The following is a 15,480-nucleotide window of genomic DNA, read 5'->3' as shown; positions in this document are numbered from 1 at the left end:
ACCCGCCCCCGGACACGTACACCCACACCCTTCCGAAGCGAAGCGAAGAGAACCTCATGCGTACCCACCCGGCCACCCCCGCCGAGGTCGACTCCTGGCTGACCGTCCTGCACCAGCACGGCCACCTTCACCACGCCCAGTCCGCCCCCGACAACACCTGGATCGTGCAACGAAACCCGCACACCCGCCCCTGGACCCTGCACCACCCGGTTCTCGCGATGCACTGGATCGAGGAACTCGTCCGCGAAATCCGGCAGCAGAACCCGGAGACGACCCGGTGAGCGCCCACGACCCGGCGGTCCCCAGGTCCGGACAGCAGCGTGACCCCACGACGGCTCCTGGCGGAGCAAGCTATCGCGTACGACGGTCCTACGGCCCGTCGTACGCACTTGCCCCCGCCCAGGAGGGCGGGGGGAGGCCGGCTGGTCCCCGAGCGAGGGCGCACGGGGACCAGCCCGGTGATCGGCACCAAGGGGCGCCGGTCACCGGGGGAGAAGCCGACCGCGACGACCACCGCGAGCAGCCGAGCCCGAGCACCCCCGCCTTCCCCGACCGCAAACCGCGCCGCCGCACCCGCAACCCGAGCGAGCGAACCCGCAAGACGACCACCCGCCTCTCCGACACCGAGGAAGCCGAGATCGTCGCCGCCGCCGCTCAGCGCGGCGTCACCGTCGCCCGCTTCCTCGCCACCGCCGGCCTGACCGCCGCCCACGGGCCCGCCGCCGTATACAGGAACGACCGGCTCGACGCGGCCATCGACGAACTTGCCGCGCTGCGCACCGCGCTTGCTCGCATCGGCAACAACATCAACCAGATCGCCTACGTCCTCAACAGCGGCAGCCGCCCGCGCGTCGACGAACTCGAACACGCACTGAGCGTTCTGATCCGGCTCCTCGGCCGCCTCGACGACGCGGCGAACGACCTGGTGAACAGGCGGCTGTGATGGTTCCCGACATCGGACGCGGCTCCCGCACCCACGGACTCCTCATTTACCTCTACGGCCCCGGCAGGCGCGAGGAGCACACCGACGCGCACCTCGTCGGCTCCTGGGACGGCTTCGCCCCCGACCCCGGCCGCGACATCAGCCCCGACCCCGATCCGAAAGTCACCCTCGCCCGCCTCACCGCCGCCCTCGACCTCCGGGTCAGGCAGGCCGGCGACCGCGCACCCGCCAAGCACGTGTGGCACTGCTCGGTCCGGACCGCCCCCGGCGACCGGCGACTCTCCGACGAGGAGTGGAACACCGTCGCCCAACGCATCGTCCACGCCACCGGCATCGCCCCCGACGGTGATCCCGACGGCTGCCGGTGGATCGCCGTCCGCCACGCGGAAGACCACATCCACATCGTCGCCACCCTGGTCCGAGGCGACCTGCGCAACCCCCGCCTCAACTACGACTTCAACAAGGCCCAGGCCACCTGCCGCCGCATCGAGAAGGAGATGGGCCTGCGCCGTCTGAACGCCGGCGACGGCACCGCAGCGAAGAACCCCACCAGCGCCGAGAAGTTCAAAGCCGAACGCACCGGCCGCCCCGAGACCTCCCGCGAGACCCTCCGCGAAGCCGTCCGCCGGGCCGTCGCGGGAGCGGACGACGAGAAGGAGTTCTTCACCCGGCTCCACGAGGCGGGCCTGCGCGTGAAAATGCGCCACGCCCCGTCCGGTGACGCGCTCGGCTACAACGTGGCCCTGCCCGGCGACCGCAACCGCCACGGCGAACCAGTCTGGTACCCCGGCTCCAAGCTGGCCCCCGACCTATCGCTTCCGAAGATCCGCCTCCGGCTGGCCGACGGGACCGCCGAGCGGACAACACCTTTGGCCGCCGACGGCCGCCCCGACTGGTCCCCGCCCGCCCGAGAGCGACGGAGCGCCACCGGGGTCGCCGAGTGTGCCGCCGTCCTCCTCGACAGCGACGACGACGAAGCAGCCGCCCAACTCGTCGGCGTAGGCGAACTTCTGGACGCGGTCGCCCAGACCTCCCCAGCCGCCACCCGCGCCGAACTGGGAGCAGCCGCCCGAGCCTTCGAGCGTGCCACCCGCAGCCACGTCCGAGCAGAGCACGCCGACACCCGGGCGCTCCGCACGGCGGCCCGGGGCATCATCCAGGCCGGCAGCGCCCTCGGCCGAGGCGAGGACGGCGGCACCACCGCCATGCTCCTCTCCACCCTGGTCCTGGTCACCCTCGCCGCCGCCCACTGGCACTCCGCCCGCGGCCACGCCCAGCAGGCCCACGCATCCCGCCAGGCCGCCGAGCACCTACGAGCCGCATACCGCCAGGCCGCCACCGCACCCATACGGGCACTGCGAGACCAAGGCCGCGCCCTGCCCGAAACCGAACGCCGAACCCACGAGGCCACCATCCGCGCAGCCCTGCCGGAACAGGGGCCGCGAGCAGACAGCTCGTCGACGAAGACCGATGCCCTGGCCGCCACCCTCGCCCAGGCCGAGCAAGCAGGTCACGATCCCAAGGCTCTTCTCCAGCAGGCCATCGACATGCGCGAACTCGACACCGCCGAGAACACGAACGACGTCCTGGTCTGGCGCCTACGCCGCCTCGCCTATCTCCCCGCACACCCGGGCGAAGCAACCCGCCGCCCGCAAGCCAGCACAAGCCAGCCCAAGACCGCGACCAATCACACCATCAACCGGACGGCGCCCACTGCAGCAGCCCGCCCCGCAGCGTCCGACCCCCGCAACCGCCCACCGCGCCGCTGATCAGAGTCCGGCCTCCGGCCCGCCGGAGACCACGAAACCCGTGGACAACCGACCCCACCAGCCGCTATGGATGAAAACAGAAGGACCCCGACCGGAAGATGAAACTCGTGCTCAGAACCACCCACCGCCCCACAGAGCCGACAACACCCGGGCAGCCCACCCCTCCCACCGGAACCGATCCGCTGCTGCAACACGAGTACGAGACACAGCCACCCACGGGCCCCGGCGTGACACGTTGCCTCAACCACCCACGCGAACTGGCACTTCGTGGAATCCCGGCGATGTGCACAGCCTGCAACGCCCGACGAGACTGGCTGCTCATCAACCACGGCCGCAACGTCTGGATCGTCTGCCGCTGCAGTAACCAGTGGCTCGAACCCGAGATCAGCCGCGCCGACTTCGACGCCCTGATAGACATCCCAGACGGGATCACCTACCCCACCATCGAGCAGGGCCTCGCCGCGCTCGGATTTGATGGAGCCTTCACAGGCACCTATTTGGACTAGGCCGTCCGTCGAGCGCCCGCCCGCCGGCCCCGTAGCTCCCGTTTTCGGTGATGAGCGCTGCTTCCTTGGTAAGGCCCCCCCGCACTGAAGCCGGCGACATTGAGGAGCAATGCATCGAGCGGCCGCCGACAGGTTCCACGTAGTCGTGCCCGGACCGCGGACCCTGGTCGGGGTAGACGCTGCAGATGCGTCGGCCGGGCGTGATCCGATCACTTATGAACGGCGGGATCCCACCTGCCGCTGACCGCCGGACCTGATTCATCCGAGCTCGGCGAGGGCCGCGTGGATCGCGCCTCGCAGGCTTACCTCGACGCCGCGTTCGTCGGTGAGCTCGGCGAAGTGCCGTGCGCTGTGAGGGTGTTGGCGCAAGACCGAGGCAACCACAGCCGCGGCCTGCCCCTCCAAGGTGCGCAGCCACTCCCTGATCAAGTTCTGCGGCTTCCACTGATCACATGCGCCGTCCCACTCGCACATGCTGTCCGTTGCGGCATCCAGGAGAGCCCACTGTTCTTTCCGCCCTGCGGCGGTGGCGGCAGCCAGCAGCCAGCAGATGGCCCGGTTCATCTCCTCGAACCGCGGCCAGTTGCCGCGCTCGTCTCCGCGGGAATGGGAGGCCAGTGCCCTGAACACCGTAACCGCCCGTGGTGCGTCCGACAGCAGCACAGGGCGGGCGGCCTTGATGTCGAGCGCGGTGACTGCTTCCAGGTAGAGCTCGTAGTCGCCGGGTCGGTCGGCCGCTAGGTCGAGCAGCTGCCCAGCTGCCGCCACCTCGCCGGCGGCTGCGGCCTCAAGCAGCTGCCGGGCGCGGACGATAGGCAGCCCGACGGCCGGGGACGTCTCCCTCTCAACCAGGTCAAGGAAGGCACCGACGTCTTGGGGCCTGCGGGAAGGGTTGAGATGCGTGGCCCGGCGTACAACGCCGTACCACGGCCCCGGCGGCGGGAGCAGCGGGACGTTGGGTTGGGGCCAGGTACCGGTGAGGATCCACCCGATGAGCTGGCCGAGGCTGTAGACGTCGCTCGCGAAGGTCGCCTCGTGCGCACCGACTGATAGTTCCGGGGCGGCGAACCCCTCGGTGCCGATCGCGCCGTGGGTGAGGACGCCCAGGTCGCTAGTCTGACCGCGTGGTCGGCGCGCGATGCCCCAGTCGGCCAGCACCCACCGGTCCTCCAGGTAGAGGACGTTGGACGGCTTGATGTCCCGGTGCAGCCACCCGTGCTCGTGCGCCGCGGTGAGCGCCGAGGCGACGGCGTCCACCAAGGCCCGAAGCCTGCCTGCCTCCTGGAGCTCAGAGCGTAGGTCCTCGGCGGTGGCATCGGCCATTGGCATCACGAACCAGGCGTGATCCGGGCTGAAGTCGAGCACCGACATCACGTGGGGGTGGCCGCCCAGCCGCTGCGCAAGCTCGATCTCCCGGGCCATGCGCCGACGCTCCCGGGACCCCTTACCCAAGCGGCGCTTGAACGCCACGACGACGCGCGATGCCTTGTGTATAGCGCGGAAGACCTCGGCCTGCCCGCCCTCCGCCAGCGGCAGCCGTTCGAGCCGATAGTCCTTCTTCTCCCCACGAGCGGAGCCGCTCACCTGCCCGTACTCCTGCGCCCGCGGCCCGACCAGGGCGGTGTCCCCTTCGGCGGACTCAGTGGCCAGCTGGGGGGTGGTGAGCTTGACCACGACAGGGCGCACGCTGGAAGAGTGGTTGTCCGGGAGGGAGGCGAGCAGGTAGACAGGCCCATCGGCGCTGTCGGTCTGGGCTAGGCCGAAGACCTGGGAGAGCCGGAGATCGGCCACCGTCTCGGCGGAGCGGTCTGCGATCAGGGTGCGGTGAAGCAGGACGTGGTTGCCCGACCCGTCGGGGGAGGCGCTGAGCACGCTGCCGCGCCCGTCGGTCAGCAGGTGCGCAGGGTAGTGTCCGGCGGTGGGAATCCAGTCCTCACGCTGGCCGGCATCCGTGCTCCGTCCCAGGTCCACCACGGCACTGCTCCCGCCCGCTGCGAGTAAGAAGCGACGCCCTTCCAGCCAGACGGCCGACCGGACCGCTGCCTCGAAGGCGATGGGGTAGCGCAGCTGGTTGCCGAGCTCACCACCGACGCGGGTCAGAGCGAGCGTGCCGTCACCGGCACCGAACGTGACACCGGAACCGGAAAGCACCCACGGCTCCCCGCCTCGGCCCGCCAGCAGCTGGGCTCCCTCCTCAAAGGCACCGGCCAGGACGGTCAGTGCGCCCTCGTGCCAGCGGACCAGCGCCGGCCCGCACATCACCAGCAGCGCATCGTCGGGCTGAAGCAGCGCGGTTCCGTGACACCCGGACAGCTTCAGGCGCCAGAGCGCGGCCCCGCGCATGCCGATCGACGACACGCCGTGGGCGCCGGTGATTAGCAGGCTGGTTCCGCCCGGTCGGCCGTTCCGGCCCGGCCACGAAAGGGCCGCAAGGCCCGAGGGAGCATCCGCCAAGGCCCGACCCATGAAAAGCACCTCAGCGGTCAGCGGTGCCTGAGCCTGCATCTCCACCCGAACCGCCGGGCTCAGACGCGCCGCAGGCGTCATCGGCCATGCACGGTCCGGCGGGGAGGCGGTGAGCAGCAGCTGAGCGAGCTGGACGTGCGGCTGGCGCTGCCAGAAGGTGTCGCGGATCAGCTCCGGCAGGGACCGCAGGCCGGCCACGGCCGCGTCCAGATGAGTTCGGTCCAGCACCACGCCGAAGGCCCGCACGGCGTCCTCGACCCGGTCCAGATCTTCGTCGTCGGGCGTGACCGTGGCCGTCCACCACAGCAGAGCCCATCGCTCGGACTCCAGCCCCGACCGGCGTGCGGAGAGCACCGCCCGGCCCTTAGCATCCTTCGCGCCGATGGCCAGGCTGAGCAGATAGTCCCGCCCTTCGTACTCGAAGCCGAGCCCGGGCAGCCCTTCAAGGTCGACGCGCTGCACGGATCCATCGGCGCTGACCTGACTCAGGAGAGCGGCCACCAGCTCGGCGAGTGCCTCGTACCTCTCCGCACTGGTCACGGTGTCGTCCTTGGCCCACTGGCCGTAGTCGGCCAGCAATGCCCGTGCCTCATCCACGCTGTTCGTGTTCTCCCGCTCCCCGGTGCCGACGCCCGGGTGCGGGGTCAGCATGAGCGTATTGTGTCCCATCGCGGTCTTGCGGCGCCGGTGTCTGCAGTATCTGTGTGCCTGTGGACGATGGCGTGGCCAGGGGCGGCACAAGATCGCCCCCGGCCAGAGTGCGATAGCGCAGGGCATCAGCGGTCAACCCGTACCCGAACGCCGCACCGGCCAGGGACAGCAGCGCGGCCAGCAGTACCAGGAACCACCGGGGCCAGTGCTGTGTGCTAAACGTGGTCGGGGTACGGCAAGGCTGGCCCGCCTGATCGGCGCGGGGCGGCCTCCTGCGGTCCCGGTCAGACCTGGGTGAGGTGGTTCGAGAGGTCGAGGGCGTGCGGCGGGATGGGAGCCGCGGGGCGTTGATGGATTTGGTCAGGCCCAGTTGAGGGCGTCGCTCACCGTTGCCGGGAGGTAGTCCTGCTGGCCGTCGTCGGCGATGAACACGGCGAGGCGTAGCGGCAGGTTGGGGCCAAGGTCCTGGAGCTGGCCGAGCATGTGCCGACGGATATCAGGTGTGGATCTTCCCGAAGGAGTGAACCTGATGAGTACGACGACTGGGCACTTGGTCGAGGCCATGGATGGCGCGTCGCTTGCCGAGGCCGGCAGGCCGGCCTGGGGATTCGTACGGGACGTACTTTCAGAAAATTCTGGTGCGGTTCACGTAGAGGATCGCGTTGAAGACGTCGCGGAGTTCGGCTCTGTGAGGAAGAAAGTCAACGACTGGATCTCGGCGACAGGCAGAGGCCGAAGCCGTCAGGCGCGTATATCTCCAGGACGGGCTACATCGCGATCACCTGGCCGAAGTGTTCTGCATCCCCCGCCCGCGCGCCTCCCGATTGCGCCGAGCACCCTCATCTCGGGCACGGAAGCTGAGCCCTTTCGGCTGTACCGCCCTGAGGGATACGGGGGTACGCCGACGACTGGGAGCGGTAGGTCCGTGGCAGTGGGCCGAGGGCGGCGCGAAATGTCGCTGAAAGTCCGGTGTACTGACACAGCCTCGTCTCCCTAGAGTTGTGACCCGGGCTGGATCGAGGGAGGACAAGGGATGGACGCGGAGATCGCGCTTTTAGCGGGTACCGCCGGGACGACGATTGCGACGCTGCTGGCGACCGATACGTGGAACGGTGTGCGGAACGGCGTGGTCGGTCTGTGGCGACGTGTCCGGCCGGACCATGAGGAGCAAGTCGGCGCCCAGCTCGACACGTCGCGCCGGGACCTCCTGGGCGCGCAGAGCAGTGGTGACGAGGAGACCGAGCGGGAGATCGCGGCGGAGTGGCAGGGCCGCATTCGCCGTCTCCTCGTCGCGCACCCCAAACTGGTGGCGGAACTGCGCTCTCTGCTGACCGAACTCGACCCCGGCACACCCGCCATCCCGACCGTCACCCAACGTGCGACCGCCTCAGGCAGCTCACGCGTCTACCAGGCCGGCCGTGACCTGAACGTCGACCAGCGGTGACCGGCCGCAACGACGGCCGTGCCACTGACCAGGGGCGCGTCTACCAGGCTTCCGGTGACCAACACATCACCGAGCACCACCATCACGGCGCCGCCTGGGCCGGCCCGGACTCGGTGCGGCATCCGCCTATCGGCCGAGCACCGGCGATCCTGAGGGATCGCGGCGAACTCATCGGGCGACTGAGGGAGGCGGTGAGCGAGGGCGCCGGAAGCACCGTGTTCGTCCTGCACGGCCTGGGAGGATGCGGAAAGACGGCCGTGGCGTGCGCACTCTTCGCACACGCCACCCGGGAGCGCGGACGCCTGGGCCTGTGGGTCAACGCCTCCGATCAGGCATCCTTACGGGCCGGGATGCTCGCTGTGGCCGCAGACCGCGGCGCAGGCGACGGCGAACTGATGGCCGCGCGCAACGGCTTACGCGCAGCCGCAGACTTGGTCTGGGACCACCTCGACCGGTCCGACACACCCTGGCTGCTGGTGCTGGACAACGCCGATGACCCAGCGGTGCTACGGGACGGCGGATGGCTGCGCACCAGCCCTCGCGGAACTGTCCTCGTGACCACACGGCAGGCCGCCGGCCACTGGTGGCCCGCAGCCGAACTGCTGTACGTGGATGTCCTGCCGCGTGAGGAGGCGGCCCAGGTCCTGCGCGACCTCGCCCCCGGAACGGGATCCGCCGAGGACGCCGCCGCCATCGCCGACAGCCTCGGCCGACTCCCGCTCGCCCTGACTCTGGCCGGCGGATTTCTGGCACACCAGGTGATCGCCCCCTGGACGATGGAGGAATACGGGCGCCGTCTGCAGGAGCGTCCGGATCCCATCGAACTTATCGACCAGGGAGCCCTCGACGCGGGCAACGACTCGCGCCACCTGGTCAGCGGAACGTGGCAGCTCTCGCTGAACTCCCTGGCCGGGCAGAACCTGCCCGAGGCCGTCACCCTGCTGCGCCTGCTGGCCTGCTGGTCGAACGACCCGCTGCCCCTGTCGCTGCTGGCCAACATCCGGCTCGACCTGACCCTGCCCGCAGACCGGGTGGAACTGGCGCTTCGGGGGCTGCTTGACCACTCGCTCACCGAACTCGTTCCCGGCGACATCCGCTGCCTGCGTACGCACGGAGTGCTGCTCGACAGCGTCGCACGCGTCACCCCGGCCGATGAACGCGACCAACTCGCCGCCGCAGCGGCTGGACTTCTCCTGCACTCCCTGCCCGCATCCCCGGAACGCGGCCTGCGCGACAGCCTGCTCACCCCCCTCACCCCCCATATCCTGGCACTCCTTCGCCGCGTCATGACCTGGCCCGAGATCACGATCGGCACCGCCGAGTCAGCTGCCACCTGCGCCTTGCGTCTGGCGACGGCCCAGCATCGTTCCGGCGATTACGCATCTGCGCTGGCCACGGCCGAACAGGCGACAGTCCTCGTGCAACGACGACTGGGAAACGATCACGTCCTGGCGCTGCGCCTACGGCAGCGGATCGGGAAGGCGACCGATCGTCTGGGGCGCCTCGACGCGGCTGCGGATCTCCACCGCGGGCTGCTCGACGACTTCGAACGGGTCTGCGGTCCCGAGGCGCTGGACACCCTGACCACCTGCCTCCATCTGTCCCGCCCGTTGGTCTGGCTCGATCGAGTGACGGAAGCCGTGCAGTTGATGCACCGGGCGGTCGCCGGGCGAGCCGCGCTGCTGGGCCCATGGCACCCGCTGACGCTGGAGGCGAGGGCATGTCTGCTCGAACTGCCTCCCGGTCCGGACCTGGACCGGGAGGCACTGGCAGGACCGGATGTGGTCGCCGACTGTCGCCGTGAGTTGGGCCCAGACCACCCGATCACACTGTCGGCCGACCTCAACTGCGCAGGTGCGCTGCTCAACACCGGAAAGCACGCCGAAGCACTGCTGTTGGCCCGCCGTGCGCTGGCGGCGCACGAACGCCGGTTCGGAGCTCGCTACCCCATCACGCTGGCGGCACGAAGTCTGCTCAGCAACGTCCTGCACGCGGTCGGCGAGGACCGGGAAGCGATCGAACAGGCGGAAATCGTCAGGAAATGGCGCGAGCGGGTACTCGGTCCAGAGCACCCGTGGACGAGGGGAATCCGGTACAAGCTGGGGCGGTACCGGCGTTCCCTGGCGGAGGCAACGTCACCAGACCCGAACTGACTCGCGGTGGTTCGGTGTCTGTTCAGGATTCGGAGTCCGCCACCGGTACGGACTCCGTAATCCACACGGATCCATCTCCACACGTCACCTTGACTCCGTCCGTCGGCTGCAACGATGTCCGCAGAACCCGCAGACGACGGTCAGCCACCACGGCAACCGGGCCGGATCTTCCCGAGCTGCCGAACCTGACGGCGCGCACCTGGTTGTGGATCTCCTCCCTGGAGGCAGTCCAGTCGATCTGCGAGAACGCGGGTTCCATCCACCCCGCGTAGGTGGCCGACCTCTCCTCCTGCGGTGTGCCGGGCGAACCGGCTTCGGCCAGCGAGAGCGCGCCGGGCAGAAGCCGCTCGATGTACCGGTCGACCTCTTCCCACAACAACCGGGGGGCGACATCGTCACCCAACGCGATACCCGCCTCCTGCGCCAAGATCCCGCCGGAGTCGAATTCGCTCTCCATCCAGTGGATGCTGACGCCGATTTCCTTGTCGCCGTTCCTGATCGCCCAGTTGACCGGAATGGGGCCTCGGTACTTCGGCAGCATCGACGTATGCACGTTGACGGCACCCAAGTTCGTCGACCGGAGTACCGCCGGCGGCAGCTTCCAGGGAAAGCCGTAGCAGACGATGAGATCGGCCTGATATCCCGCGAGGATGTGCGGCAACATGCTCTTCCGGCCCGGAATCAGCAGATCCATCCCGTTCGGCAGGGCGTCGACGATCTCGCCCACGACATCGCCCGCACCGCTTCGCGTCGGCTCGCCCGGCCGAAGTGATCTCGCATGCAGGTAAGCGACGGGCGTGTGTCCGGCCCGCTCGCACACGCGGTGCAGGAGGGCGAAGCCCTGCGCAGAGTATGAAATCAGGATAATGCGCATATGCAGCCTTTGTGGTGCGACCGGCGTCCGGCCGAAACTCTCATGCCCATCCCGGACTCTCCACCGAGTTCCGGGCGGGACTACTGCGCCCTACTCCTCGGTCACGGTCGGCGGAGGCAGCGGAGCGACCCGGCGGCTGAAGAAGTCGTCCAACGGCTCACCAGCCTGGTGCATCTCCTGGATCGTCTTCCGCCAACGAGAGATGACGTGCGGATCGTCAAAGCGGATACCGCCGGCGAGTTTTCCGTCGTCGTCATACAGCACCTCGTACATCACTGAGGAGCCGAGGACCACGATCTCCGGAAGCGGGTGCTGCGTTTCGTACCGGAGGATGTCGGCCCCGCTGAGGACTCTCGTGTCCTCCCCGCACTGGGCCTTCAGGTGCAGCAGGTGGAGTTCCCACTGGAGGTATGGAGCGATGGGCTCCTCCACGCAGCGGACACGGTGGAGGGCGAATCCGCTTCCGGCGATTCGCCGGAGGTACTCCTCGTAGTGACCCCGCTGTCCCTCGATCAGTGCCAGGGACTCGTCCCAGTGCCCCTTGCGGAAGGCCTCCCAGCTCTCCACCCCGGGCTCCTGGAAGCTCTGCTGACGTTCGAGCTTCCAGAACCCTTCGGAGCCGGAACGCCAGAAATGGCGACCGAAGTCCTCGGAGTAGTCGTCAAGTCCGAGGCGCTGACCCGGACCGCCGGCCTGTGGGCTAAGCATCGGGAAGGTCCACCTTCGCCGCAGCGGCTGTCCTGCGGGGGATGACGACGATCCGTTCATCCGGGGCGACGACGAGCCCCGGGGGAAGGCTGGGCAGGTAGGAATCGGTGAGGTCGCGGCCAACGATGGCGATGTCCCCGTTCTCCAGTTCCCAGATATCCGGGCATCCCTGCTCGCCGCCCGTGGTCCCGAGCTCGGTGGGGGATTTACCCAGGCGGCGCACCAGCGGCGAAGAGGGATCGGCTTCCCAGCCCCGAATCATCACGGCTCTCCATTCAGTCCCCCCGAAGGTAACCTAGATCACATCTGATGCAACGTCGGGCAGAGACTTCCAGCCAACGGCTCGTTCCTCCGTATCGACCGGACAGTCGGGCGGATCACGGTGAAATCGCCCGGGGTGGACCGGCAGGAACGACCGGACTTACGCCCGGCCGACCGACCGTGACAGCGCTTCACGAATATGTACTGCCGTTCCGTCCGTCCCTGCGAGTCTTGTAGCAGTCGATGGGGCACGCTGGAGGGCGAGCGCACCGGTCAGGTCTTCGAGGCCCGGCCCCTCGACGAGTTGGCTGCGGAGTTGGAGGAAGGCGCTGCGGTCCCGGTCAGACCTGGGCGAGGCGGTTCGAGAGGTCGAGGGCGGCGGTCGCGACCGTGAGGGCGGCGCACAGGCCGAGCACCTCACGGATGGTGGGGTGGACCAGACGCGGCCAATCGTCCGGCGCGGCAGGCCAGGAGGCGAGGTGTACCTCGGCGGTGGCCAGGCCCAGGTGGGCGGTGACGTTCCAGCCGGTGGGGGAAGCCGGCTCCCAGCGGAGGCGAATGCGTCCGAGAGGGAGCTTCGGGGATTCGGTGGCGAGCCAGGTGACGTCGAGCGGCCCGTCGGGCAGGGCGGAGACGCGTTGGACCAGTGCGCCTCGTACGCCGCTCGGCAGGGGGTGCGCGGCGATGCTGTGGAGTGGGAGGGCGTGCGACGGGATAGGAACCTCCGGGGCGTTGATGGGGTTGGTCATGTCCAGTTGAGGGCCTCGCCCACGGCCGCCGGGAGGTAGCCCTCCTGGCCGTCGTCGGCGATGAACGCTTTGCCGTCCCGGACGATGACCTGGGCTCCCACGTGGTGGGCGAAGGGGAAGTCGGGGTTGACGGCGAGGCGGATCGGCAGGTTGGGGTCAAGTTCCTGGAGCTGACGGAGCACATGGCCGACGGTCAGGTGGCGGGGCACGGAAGGCCTCCAAGATCGGTAGGGAAGGGTGAGTGCGGGGAAGGCCGACTCGTCTGCACGTCAGGGCAGCCGGACAGGGCCACGTACGTTGTGCGGGAGGTCAGGTCCGATGTCCTGCCGCCATTCGCGGTCCTCGCGGGCGCGTTCACGTCCGTGGTGGTAGGAGCGGGGGTTGTGGCCGGGGCAGCAGTTGTAGCGCCTCATCCCGCGGCGGGTCATCATCTTGTCGCGCGTCATGTTGTGCGGTCCCTTCTTCACGCCGGATCGCGTGGGTGCTGTGGCGGAGCGCGGTGGTTGTTCAGCGACTTGAAAGCGTCATGTGGATGCGGTGTCCGCGAGGTCGCGCTGCCACTGGCGTCGTTCGGCGTGCCGGGCGGCGCGGCGGCGGATGGTTTTGGTACGGCGGCCGTACTGGCCGGGTAGGTAGTAGCAGGTGCAGCCTCGTCGGGCGTAGGCGCACGTGCGGCGGTGGCCGGGGCGGGTGGCCAGGAGCATGCGCATGGACGGAACCTCCTATCTGGGTGGTGCTGTTCGGAGCGGGCGGGGTGGTGACGTGGTCAGCGGTGGGCGGCGAGGGCGGCGATGAATCCGGCGACGGCCTCGGAGGGGGAGTGGGGGCCGAATTCCTGAACCCATGGAGCGTTTTCGGGGGGCTGGACCCGGATCTGCCAGACGATGTCGCGTTGCCAGGCGGCGGGGTCTTCGGGGAGCCAGCCGACGTATATGCGGCTGTCCGGGCTCGTAGCGTGGACGTTGGCCTCCGGGGTCTCGACGACGGTCCAGCTGAGGGCGTGGAGGAGGTCAAGGACCGGGGCCGCGCAGTGGTCGGAGGAGAGCCGGCAGCGGTCGTCCGGGGCGGGGTGGATGACGGCTGGGAGGAGGGTGGCGGAGGCGTTCACGGTTGGGCGATCCCTTCGTTGACCTGCGGTTTTTCCCGACACTCGTACGTTGGCATGCGGTGCGCAGGAGTACGTAGTCCTTTCCCGGGAACTGGCGTCTGCCGTGGGCGAACTGGCCGCCGGCAGCAGATGGCCGGCGGCTCCGGGAATGGATGAGCGGACCTGGTTGTCGTATCCGGGTTGCGGCAGCGGGCCACACGGAACCGAAGGGGAGCAGGGATGGTGGAGCCGGTCAGACACCGGGATGGAGCCGGGATGGAGCGCAAGATCCGGGCGGCCGGGCGGCCGTGGACGGTCGGGGACATCGCGGTGGTCGCTGACGGCCAGTGGGCTGTTGGTACGCAGTGCGACGGGTGGTGGGGCGAGGGCGCGGTGGTGGAGGAGCGGGTCGCGGAGGGCCACCGTGTCGAGTTGACGGTGGAGGAGCTGGCCCGCGCGGTGGGCTCCCGCATCGGGGATGCCCACCGCGACGAGGACCTCGCCTGAACGGTCAGCGGCGCGGCCCCGGGCCGGCCGCCGGCGGGCTGACAGCGGCCGAAGGGGCGGGCTATCGGGTACCTGGCCCAGGGTGCGTGGTGTGTGCCCGGAGCGGGCGACGGCGGCCTGGGCCAGCCGGACTGCCGGGGCCGAGGCCGTGGTCGCGGCGGATTCGCGGGCTTCGATCACGTGGCTGATGGCCTGCAGGGACGTACTGCTCTCTGCCTTGGCGACGCGAAGGTCTGCCGCTGAGCTGGTGATCCGTTCCAGGTCGTAGAAGGCCGGCACGTGGCCGGGGCGGGTCAGGGCGTGCAGACGGTCCTGGTGCACGGTCGCGGCGCTGTCGGTGATGACCAAGGCCGAGCGGATGCGCATGGCCGAGCGCAGGAGCGGGTCGTCGCTGGGGCGGCGGACTGCGAGGGATTCCAGAGCGTCGATAGGGCGGTTCCAGGCTTTCTCGATCATGGCTGTGGCCTGGTCGAGTGCGGTGGTGTTGGACATGAGCGGCTCCACATGGTCGGGGAGAGGGCGTGTTCGTCAGCGGGCGTACCCGGAGCGCGAGGCCTGCGAAGCCGGCAGCGAACGCGGCGACGGGGTTACGGGACGAGCCGCGGCAGTCGTCGGCACCACCGTGGAGCGGGATTTGGCTGCCTGGACGCGGTGGATGTCCAGGGGAGTGGGCATGCGCGGTTTGACCGGTGTCGCGGTGGCCTGTGGGGGAAGGCGTTGCAGGTCGTAGCCGTAACGGATGACTGGCGACGGGTCGGTGAGGGCGGTGTTCATCGCGGTCACCAGCCTCTGCGGGGTGAAGGAGGAAGCGGTGGCGTACCACTGGTTTCCTGGCGGCCCGGCAAGGGTGAGCCAGCGTTCTTGATGGCCCCGCATCTCGGCGGTGTGGTCACGGTGGTTGTGGCGCAGGTAGACCGCGGCCAGGCGGTCGGGCGACTGGAAGTAGACGTTCTGGGGGCTGTAGCTGTGGCTCCAGCCCGCCGCTGCCAGCGGTGTGCCGGCATCCAGTGCGGTCAGGGCGCTGTTGCCGTGGTGGAGGTAGGAATCGGGGCCCTCGGCGTAGGCGGCGGCGAGCGCCGTGGTGAAGCCGGCGACGATCTCGGTGGGGGTGCCGCTCTGGAAGGTGACCAGCCAGCGTGGCGTCGCGTATTCCGAGCTGTACGCGGTGATTTTCCACAGGGCGTCGTCGTCGCCCTCGGGCAGGTAGGCCAGGCGGACCCGCTGGTCAGGGGTGTTGACGTACACGTTGCCCACGTCGTCGCCGTTCAGCAACCAGTCGCTGTCGAGGAGCGGACGGAGAGCGGGGTCACCGGTGAACGTTGATCCGGCGAGGTAGCGGGGCTGACGTGGTACTCGCGCCAC

At 69.3% G+C, this 15,480-nt stretch carries 18 protein-coding genes; 7 read left to right on the top strand and 11 right to left on the bottom strand.

From position 1 onward, the window contains the following. Window positions 1-56 precede the first annotated feature (56 nt). The 4 genes from OG936_RS04985 (at window position 57) to OG936_RS04970 (ending at window position 3,218) form a co-directional block, all read left to right on the top strand. Window positions 57-281 (top strand): hypothetical protein, encoded by a 225-nt coding sequence (locus OG936_RS04985; RefSeq protein WP_406492803.1) that lies wholly within the window; start codon window positions 57-59, stop codon window positions 279-281. Further along, on the top strand, window positions 278-943 hold the full coding sequence (locus OG936_RS04980; RefSeq protein ID WP_406492802.1) for a MobC family plasmid mobilization relaxosome protein: 666 nt from the start codon (window positions 278-280) through the stop codon (window positions 941-943). Before OG936_RS04985 ends, OG936_RS04980 begins: the two co-directional genes overlap by 4 nt. After that, the gene (locus tag OG936_RS04975) at window positions 943-2,712 is read left to right on the top strand and encodes a relaxase/mobilization nuclease domain-containing protein (RefSeq protein WP_406492800.1); all 1,770 of its coding nucleotides are present in this window, start codon (window positions 943-945) and stop codon (window positions 2,710-2,712) included. Before OG936_RS04980 ends, OG936_RS04975 begins: the two co-directional genes overlap by 1 nt. A gap of 281 nt (window positions 2,713-2,993) precedes the next feature. After that, a complete protein-coding gene (locus OG936_RS04970; protein WP_406492798.1) occupies window positions 2,994-3,218 on the top strand; it encodes a hypothetical protein in 225 nt (74 codons plus the stop codon). A 258-nt stretch (window positions 3,219-3,476) separates the two neighbouring features. Here OG936_RS04970 and OG936_RS04965 read toward each other — a convergent pair whose 3' ends face one another. Next, on the bottom strand, window positions 3,477-6,335 hold the full coding sequence (locus OG936_RS04965; RefSeq protein ID WP_406492796.1) for a protein kinase domain-containing protein: 2,859 nt from the start codon (window positions 6,333-6,335) through the stop codon (window positions 3,477-3,479). A gap of 360 nt (window positions 6,336-6,695) precedes the next feature. After that, window positions 6,696-6,818, bottom strand: coding sequence for a hypothetical protein (locus tag OG936_RS04960; RefSeq protein ID WP_406492794.1), 123 nt, complete (start codon window positions 6,816-6,818; stop codon window positions 6,696-6,698). 550 nt (window positions 6,819-7,368) lie between these two features. Between OG936_RS04960 and OG936_RS04955 the strand changes: the two genes are divergently transcribed. Beyond that, window positions 7,369-7,779 (top strand): hypothetical protein, encoded by a 411-nt coding sequence (locus OG936_RS04955; protein WP_406492793.1) that lies wholly within the window; start codon window positions 7,369-7,371, stop codon window positions 7,777-7,779. Beyond that, the gene (locus tag OG936_RS04950) at window positions 7,776-9,932 is read left to right on the top strand and encodes a tetratricopeptide repeat protein (RefSeq protein WP_406492791.1); all 2,157 of its coding nucleotides are present in this window, start codon (window positions 7,776-7,778) and stop codon (window positions 9,930-9,932) included. The genes OG936_RS04955 and OG936_RS04950 overlap by 4 nt, the downstream gene beginning before the upstream one ends. 22 nt (window positions 9,933-9,954) lie before the next feature. Here the strand turns inward: OG936_RS04950 and OG936_RS04945 are convergent, their stop codons facing one another. The 8 genes from OG936_RS04945 to OG936_RS04910 all read right to left on the bottom strand — a co-directional run bounded on the left by OG936_RS04945 (window position 9,955) and on the right by OG936_RS04910 (window position 13,632). After that, on the bottom strand, window positions 9,955-10,806 hold the full coding sequence (locus OG936_RS04945; protein ID WP_406492789.1) for a methionyl-tRNA formyltransferase: 852 nt from the start codon (window positions 10,804-10,806) through the stop codon (window positions 9,955-9,957). Window positions 10,807-10,896: 90 nt separating this feature from the next. Next, window positions 10,897-11,514, bottom strand: coding sequence for a DUF6879 family protein (locus tag OG936_RS04940; protein WP_406492788.1), 618 nt, complete (start codon window positions 11,512-11,514; stop codon window positions 10,897-10,899). Then, window positions 11,507-11,776 (bottom strand): hypothetical protein, encoded by a 270-nt coding sequence (locus OG936_RS04935; RefSeq protein ID WP_326666646.1) that lies wholly within the window; start codon window positions 11,774-11,776, stop codon window positions 11,507-11,509. Before OG936_RS04935 ends, OG936_RS04940 begins: the two co-directional genes overlap by 8 nt. A gap of 340 nt (window positions 11,777-12,116) precedes the next feature. After that, the gene (locus OG936_RS04930; RefSeq protein WP_360467310.1) at window positions 12,117-12,524 is read right to left on the bottom strand and encodes an esterase; all 408 of its coding nucleotides are present in this window, start codon (window positions 12,522-12,524) and stop codon (window positions 12,117-12,119) included. Further along, window positions 12,521-12,733: a hypothetical protein gene (locus OG936_RS04925; RefSeq protein ID WP_360467308.1), complete on the bottom strand. Its 213-nt coding sequence runs from the start codon at window positions 12,731-12,733 to the stop codon at window positions 12,521-12,523. Before OG936_RS04925 ends, OG936_RS04930 begins: the two co-directional genes overlap by 4 nt. 60 nt (window positions 12,734-12,793) lie before the next feature. Beyond that, on the bottom strand, window positions 12,794-12,970 hold the full coding sequence (locus tag OG936_RS04920) for a hypothetical protein (protein ID WP_406492786.1): 177 nt from the start codon (window positions 12,968-12,970) through the stop codon (window positions 12,794-12,796). 78 nt (window positions 12,971-13,048) lie between these two features. Next, on the bottom strand, window positions 13,049-13,234 hold the full coding sequence (locus OG936_RS04915) for a hypothetical protein (protein ID WP_385029479.1): 186 nt from the start codon (window positions 13,232-13,234) through the stop codon (window positions 13,049-13,051). Window positions 13,235-13,290: 56 nt separating this feature from the next. Beyond that, window positions 13,291-13,632 carry a DUF317 domain-containing protein gene (locus tag OG936_RS04910; RefSeq protein WP_360467304.1) on the bottom strand — a complete coding sequence of 114 codons (342 nt, stop codon included), beginning with the start codon at window positions 13,630-13,632 and terminating at the stop codon, window positions 13,291-13,293. A gap of 219 nt (window positions 13,633-13,851) precedes the next feature. Here OG936_RS04910 and OG936_RS04905 point away from each other — a divergent pair, with 219 nt between their 5' ends. After that, window positions 13,852-14,118, top strand: coding sequence for a hypothetical protein (locus tag OG936_RS04905; protein ID WP_406492783.1), 267 nt, complete (start codon window positions 13,852-13,854; stop codon window positions 14,116-14,118). 528 nt (window positions 14,119-14,646) lie between these two features. On the opposite strand, the gene OG936_RS04900 is transcribed toward OG936_RS04905, so the two are convergent. Then, complete coding sequence (locus OG936_RS04900; protein ID WP_406492781.1) at window positions 14,647-15,480, bottom strand: DUF317 domain-containing protein; 834 nt, start codon at window positions 15,478-15,480, stop codon at window positions 14,647-14,649.

This window comes from Streptomyces sp. NBC_00846, from assembly GCF_045207325.1.
Classification (GTDB): Bacteria; Actinomycetota; Actinomycetes; order Streptomycetales; family Streptomycetaceae; genus Streptomyces.
The sequence above is the reverse complement of the archived record's forward strand: the minus strand, read 5'-3'. Positions and strand labels throughout refer to the sequence as shown.

Excerpts from the sequence above, each read along its gene's own strand:
- OG936_RS04970 (WP_406492798.1), top strand. The coding sequence starts at position 2,994 with ATGTGCACAGCCTGCAACGCCCGACGAGACTGGCTGCTCATCAACCAC.
- OG936_RS04975 (WP_406492800.1), top strand. The coding sequence starts at position 943 with ATGGTTCCCGACATCGGACGCGGCTCCCGCACCCACGGACTCCTCATT.
- OG936_RS04920 (WP_406492786.1), bottom strand. The coding sequence starts at position 12,970 with ATGACGCGCGACAAGATGATGACCCGCCGCGGGATGAGGCGCTACAAC.
- OG936_RS04965 (WP_406492796.1), bottom strand. The coding sequence starts at position 6,335 with ATGCTGACCCCGCACCCGGGCGTCGGCACCGGGGAGCGGGAGAACACG.
- OG936_RS04945 (WP_406492789.1), bottom strand. The coding sequence starts at position 10,806 with ATGCGCATTATCCTGATTTCATACTCTGCGCAGGGCTTCGCCCTCCTG.
- OG936_RS04985 (WP_406492803.1), top strand. The coding sequence starts at position 57 with ATGCGTACCCACCCGGCCACCCCCGCCGAGGTCGACTCCTGGCTGACC.
- OG936_RS04935 (WP_326666646.1), bottom strand. The coding sequence starts at position 11,776 with ATGATTCGGGGCTGGGAAGCCGATCCCTCTTCGCCGCTGGTGCGCCGC.
- OG936_RS04940 (WP_406492788.1), bottom strand. The coding sequence starts at position 11,514 with ATGCTTAGCCCACAGGCCGGCGGTCCGGGTCAGCGCCTCGGACTTGAC.
- OG936_RS04915 (WP_385029479.1), bottom strand. The coding sequence starts at position 13,234 with ATGCGCATGCTCCTGGCCACCCGCCCCGGCCACCGCCGCACGTGCGCC.
- OG936_RS04960 (WP_406492794.1), bottom strand. The coding sequence starts at position 6,818 with ATGCTCGGCCAGCTCCAGGACCTTGGCCCCAACCTGCCGCTACGCCTC.
- OG936_RS04930 (WP_360467310.1), bottom strand. The coding sequence starts at position 12,524 with ATGACCAACCCCATCAACGCCCCGGAGGTTCCTATCCCGTCGCACGCC.
- OG936_RS04955 (WP_406492793.1), top strand. The coding sequence starts at position 7,369 with ATGGACGCGGAGATCGCGCTTTTAGCGGGTACCGCCGGGACGACGATT.
- OG936_RS04905 (WP_406492783.1), top strand. The coding sequence starts at position 13,852 with ATGGTGGAGCCGGTCAGACACCGGGATGGAGCCGGGATGGAGCGCAAG.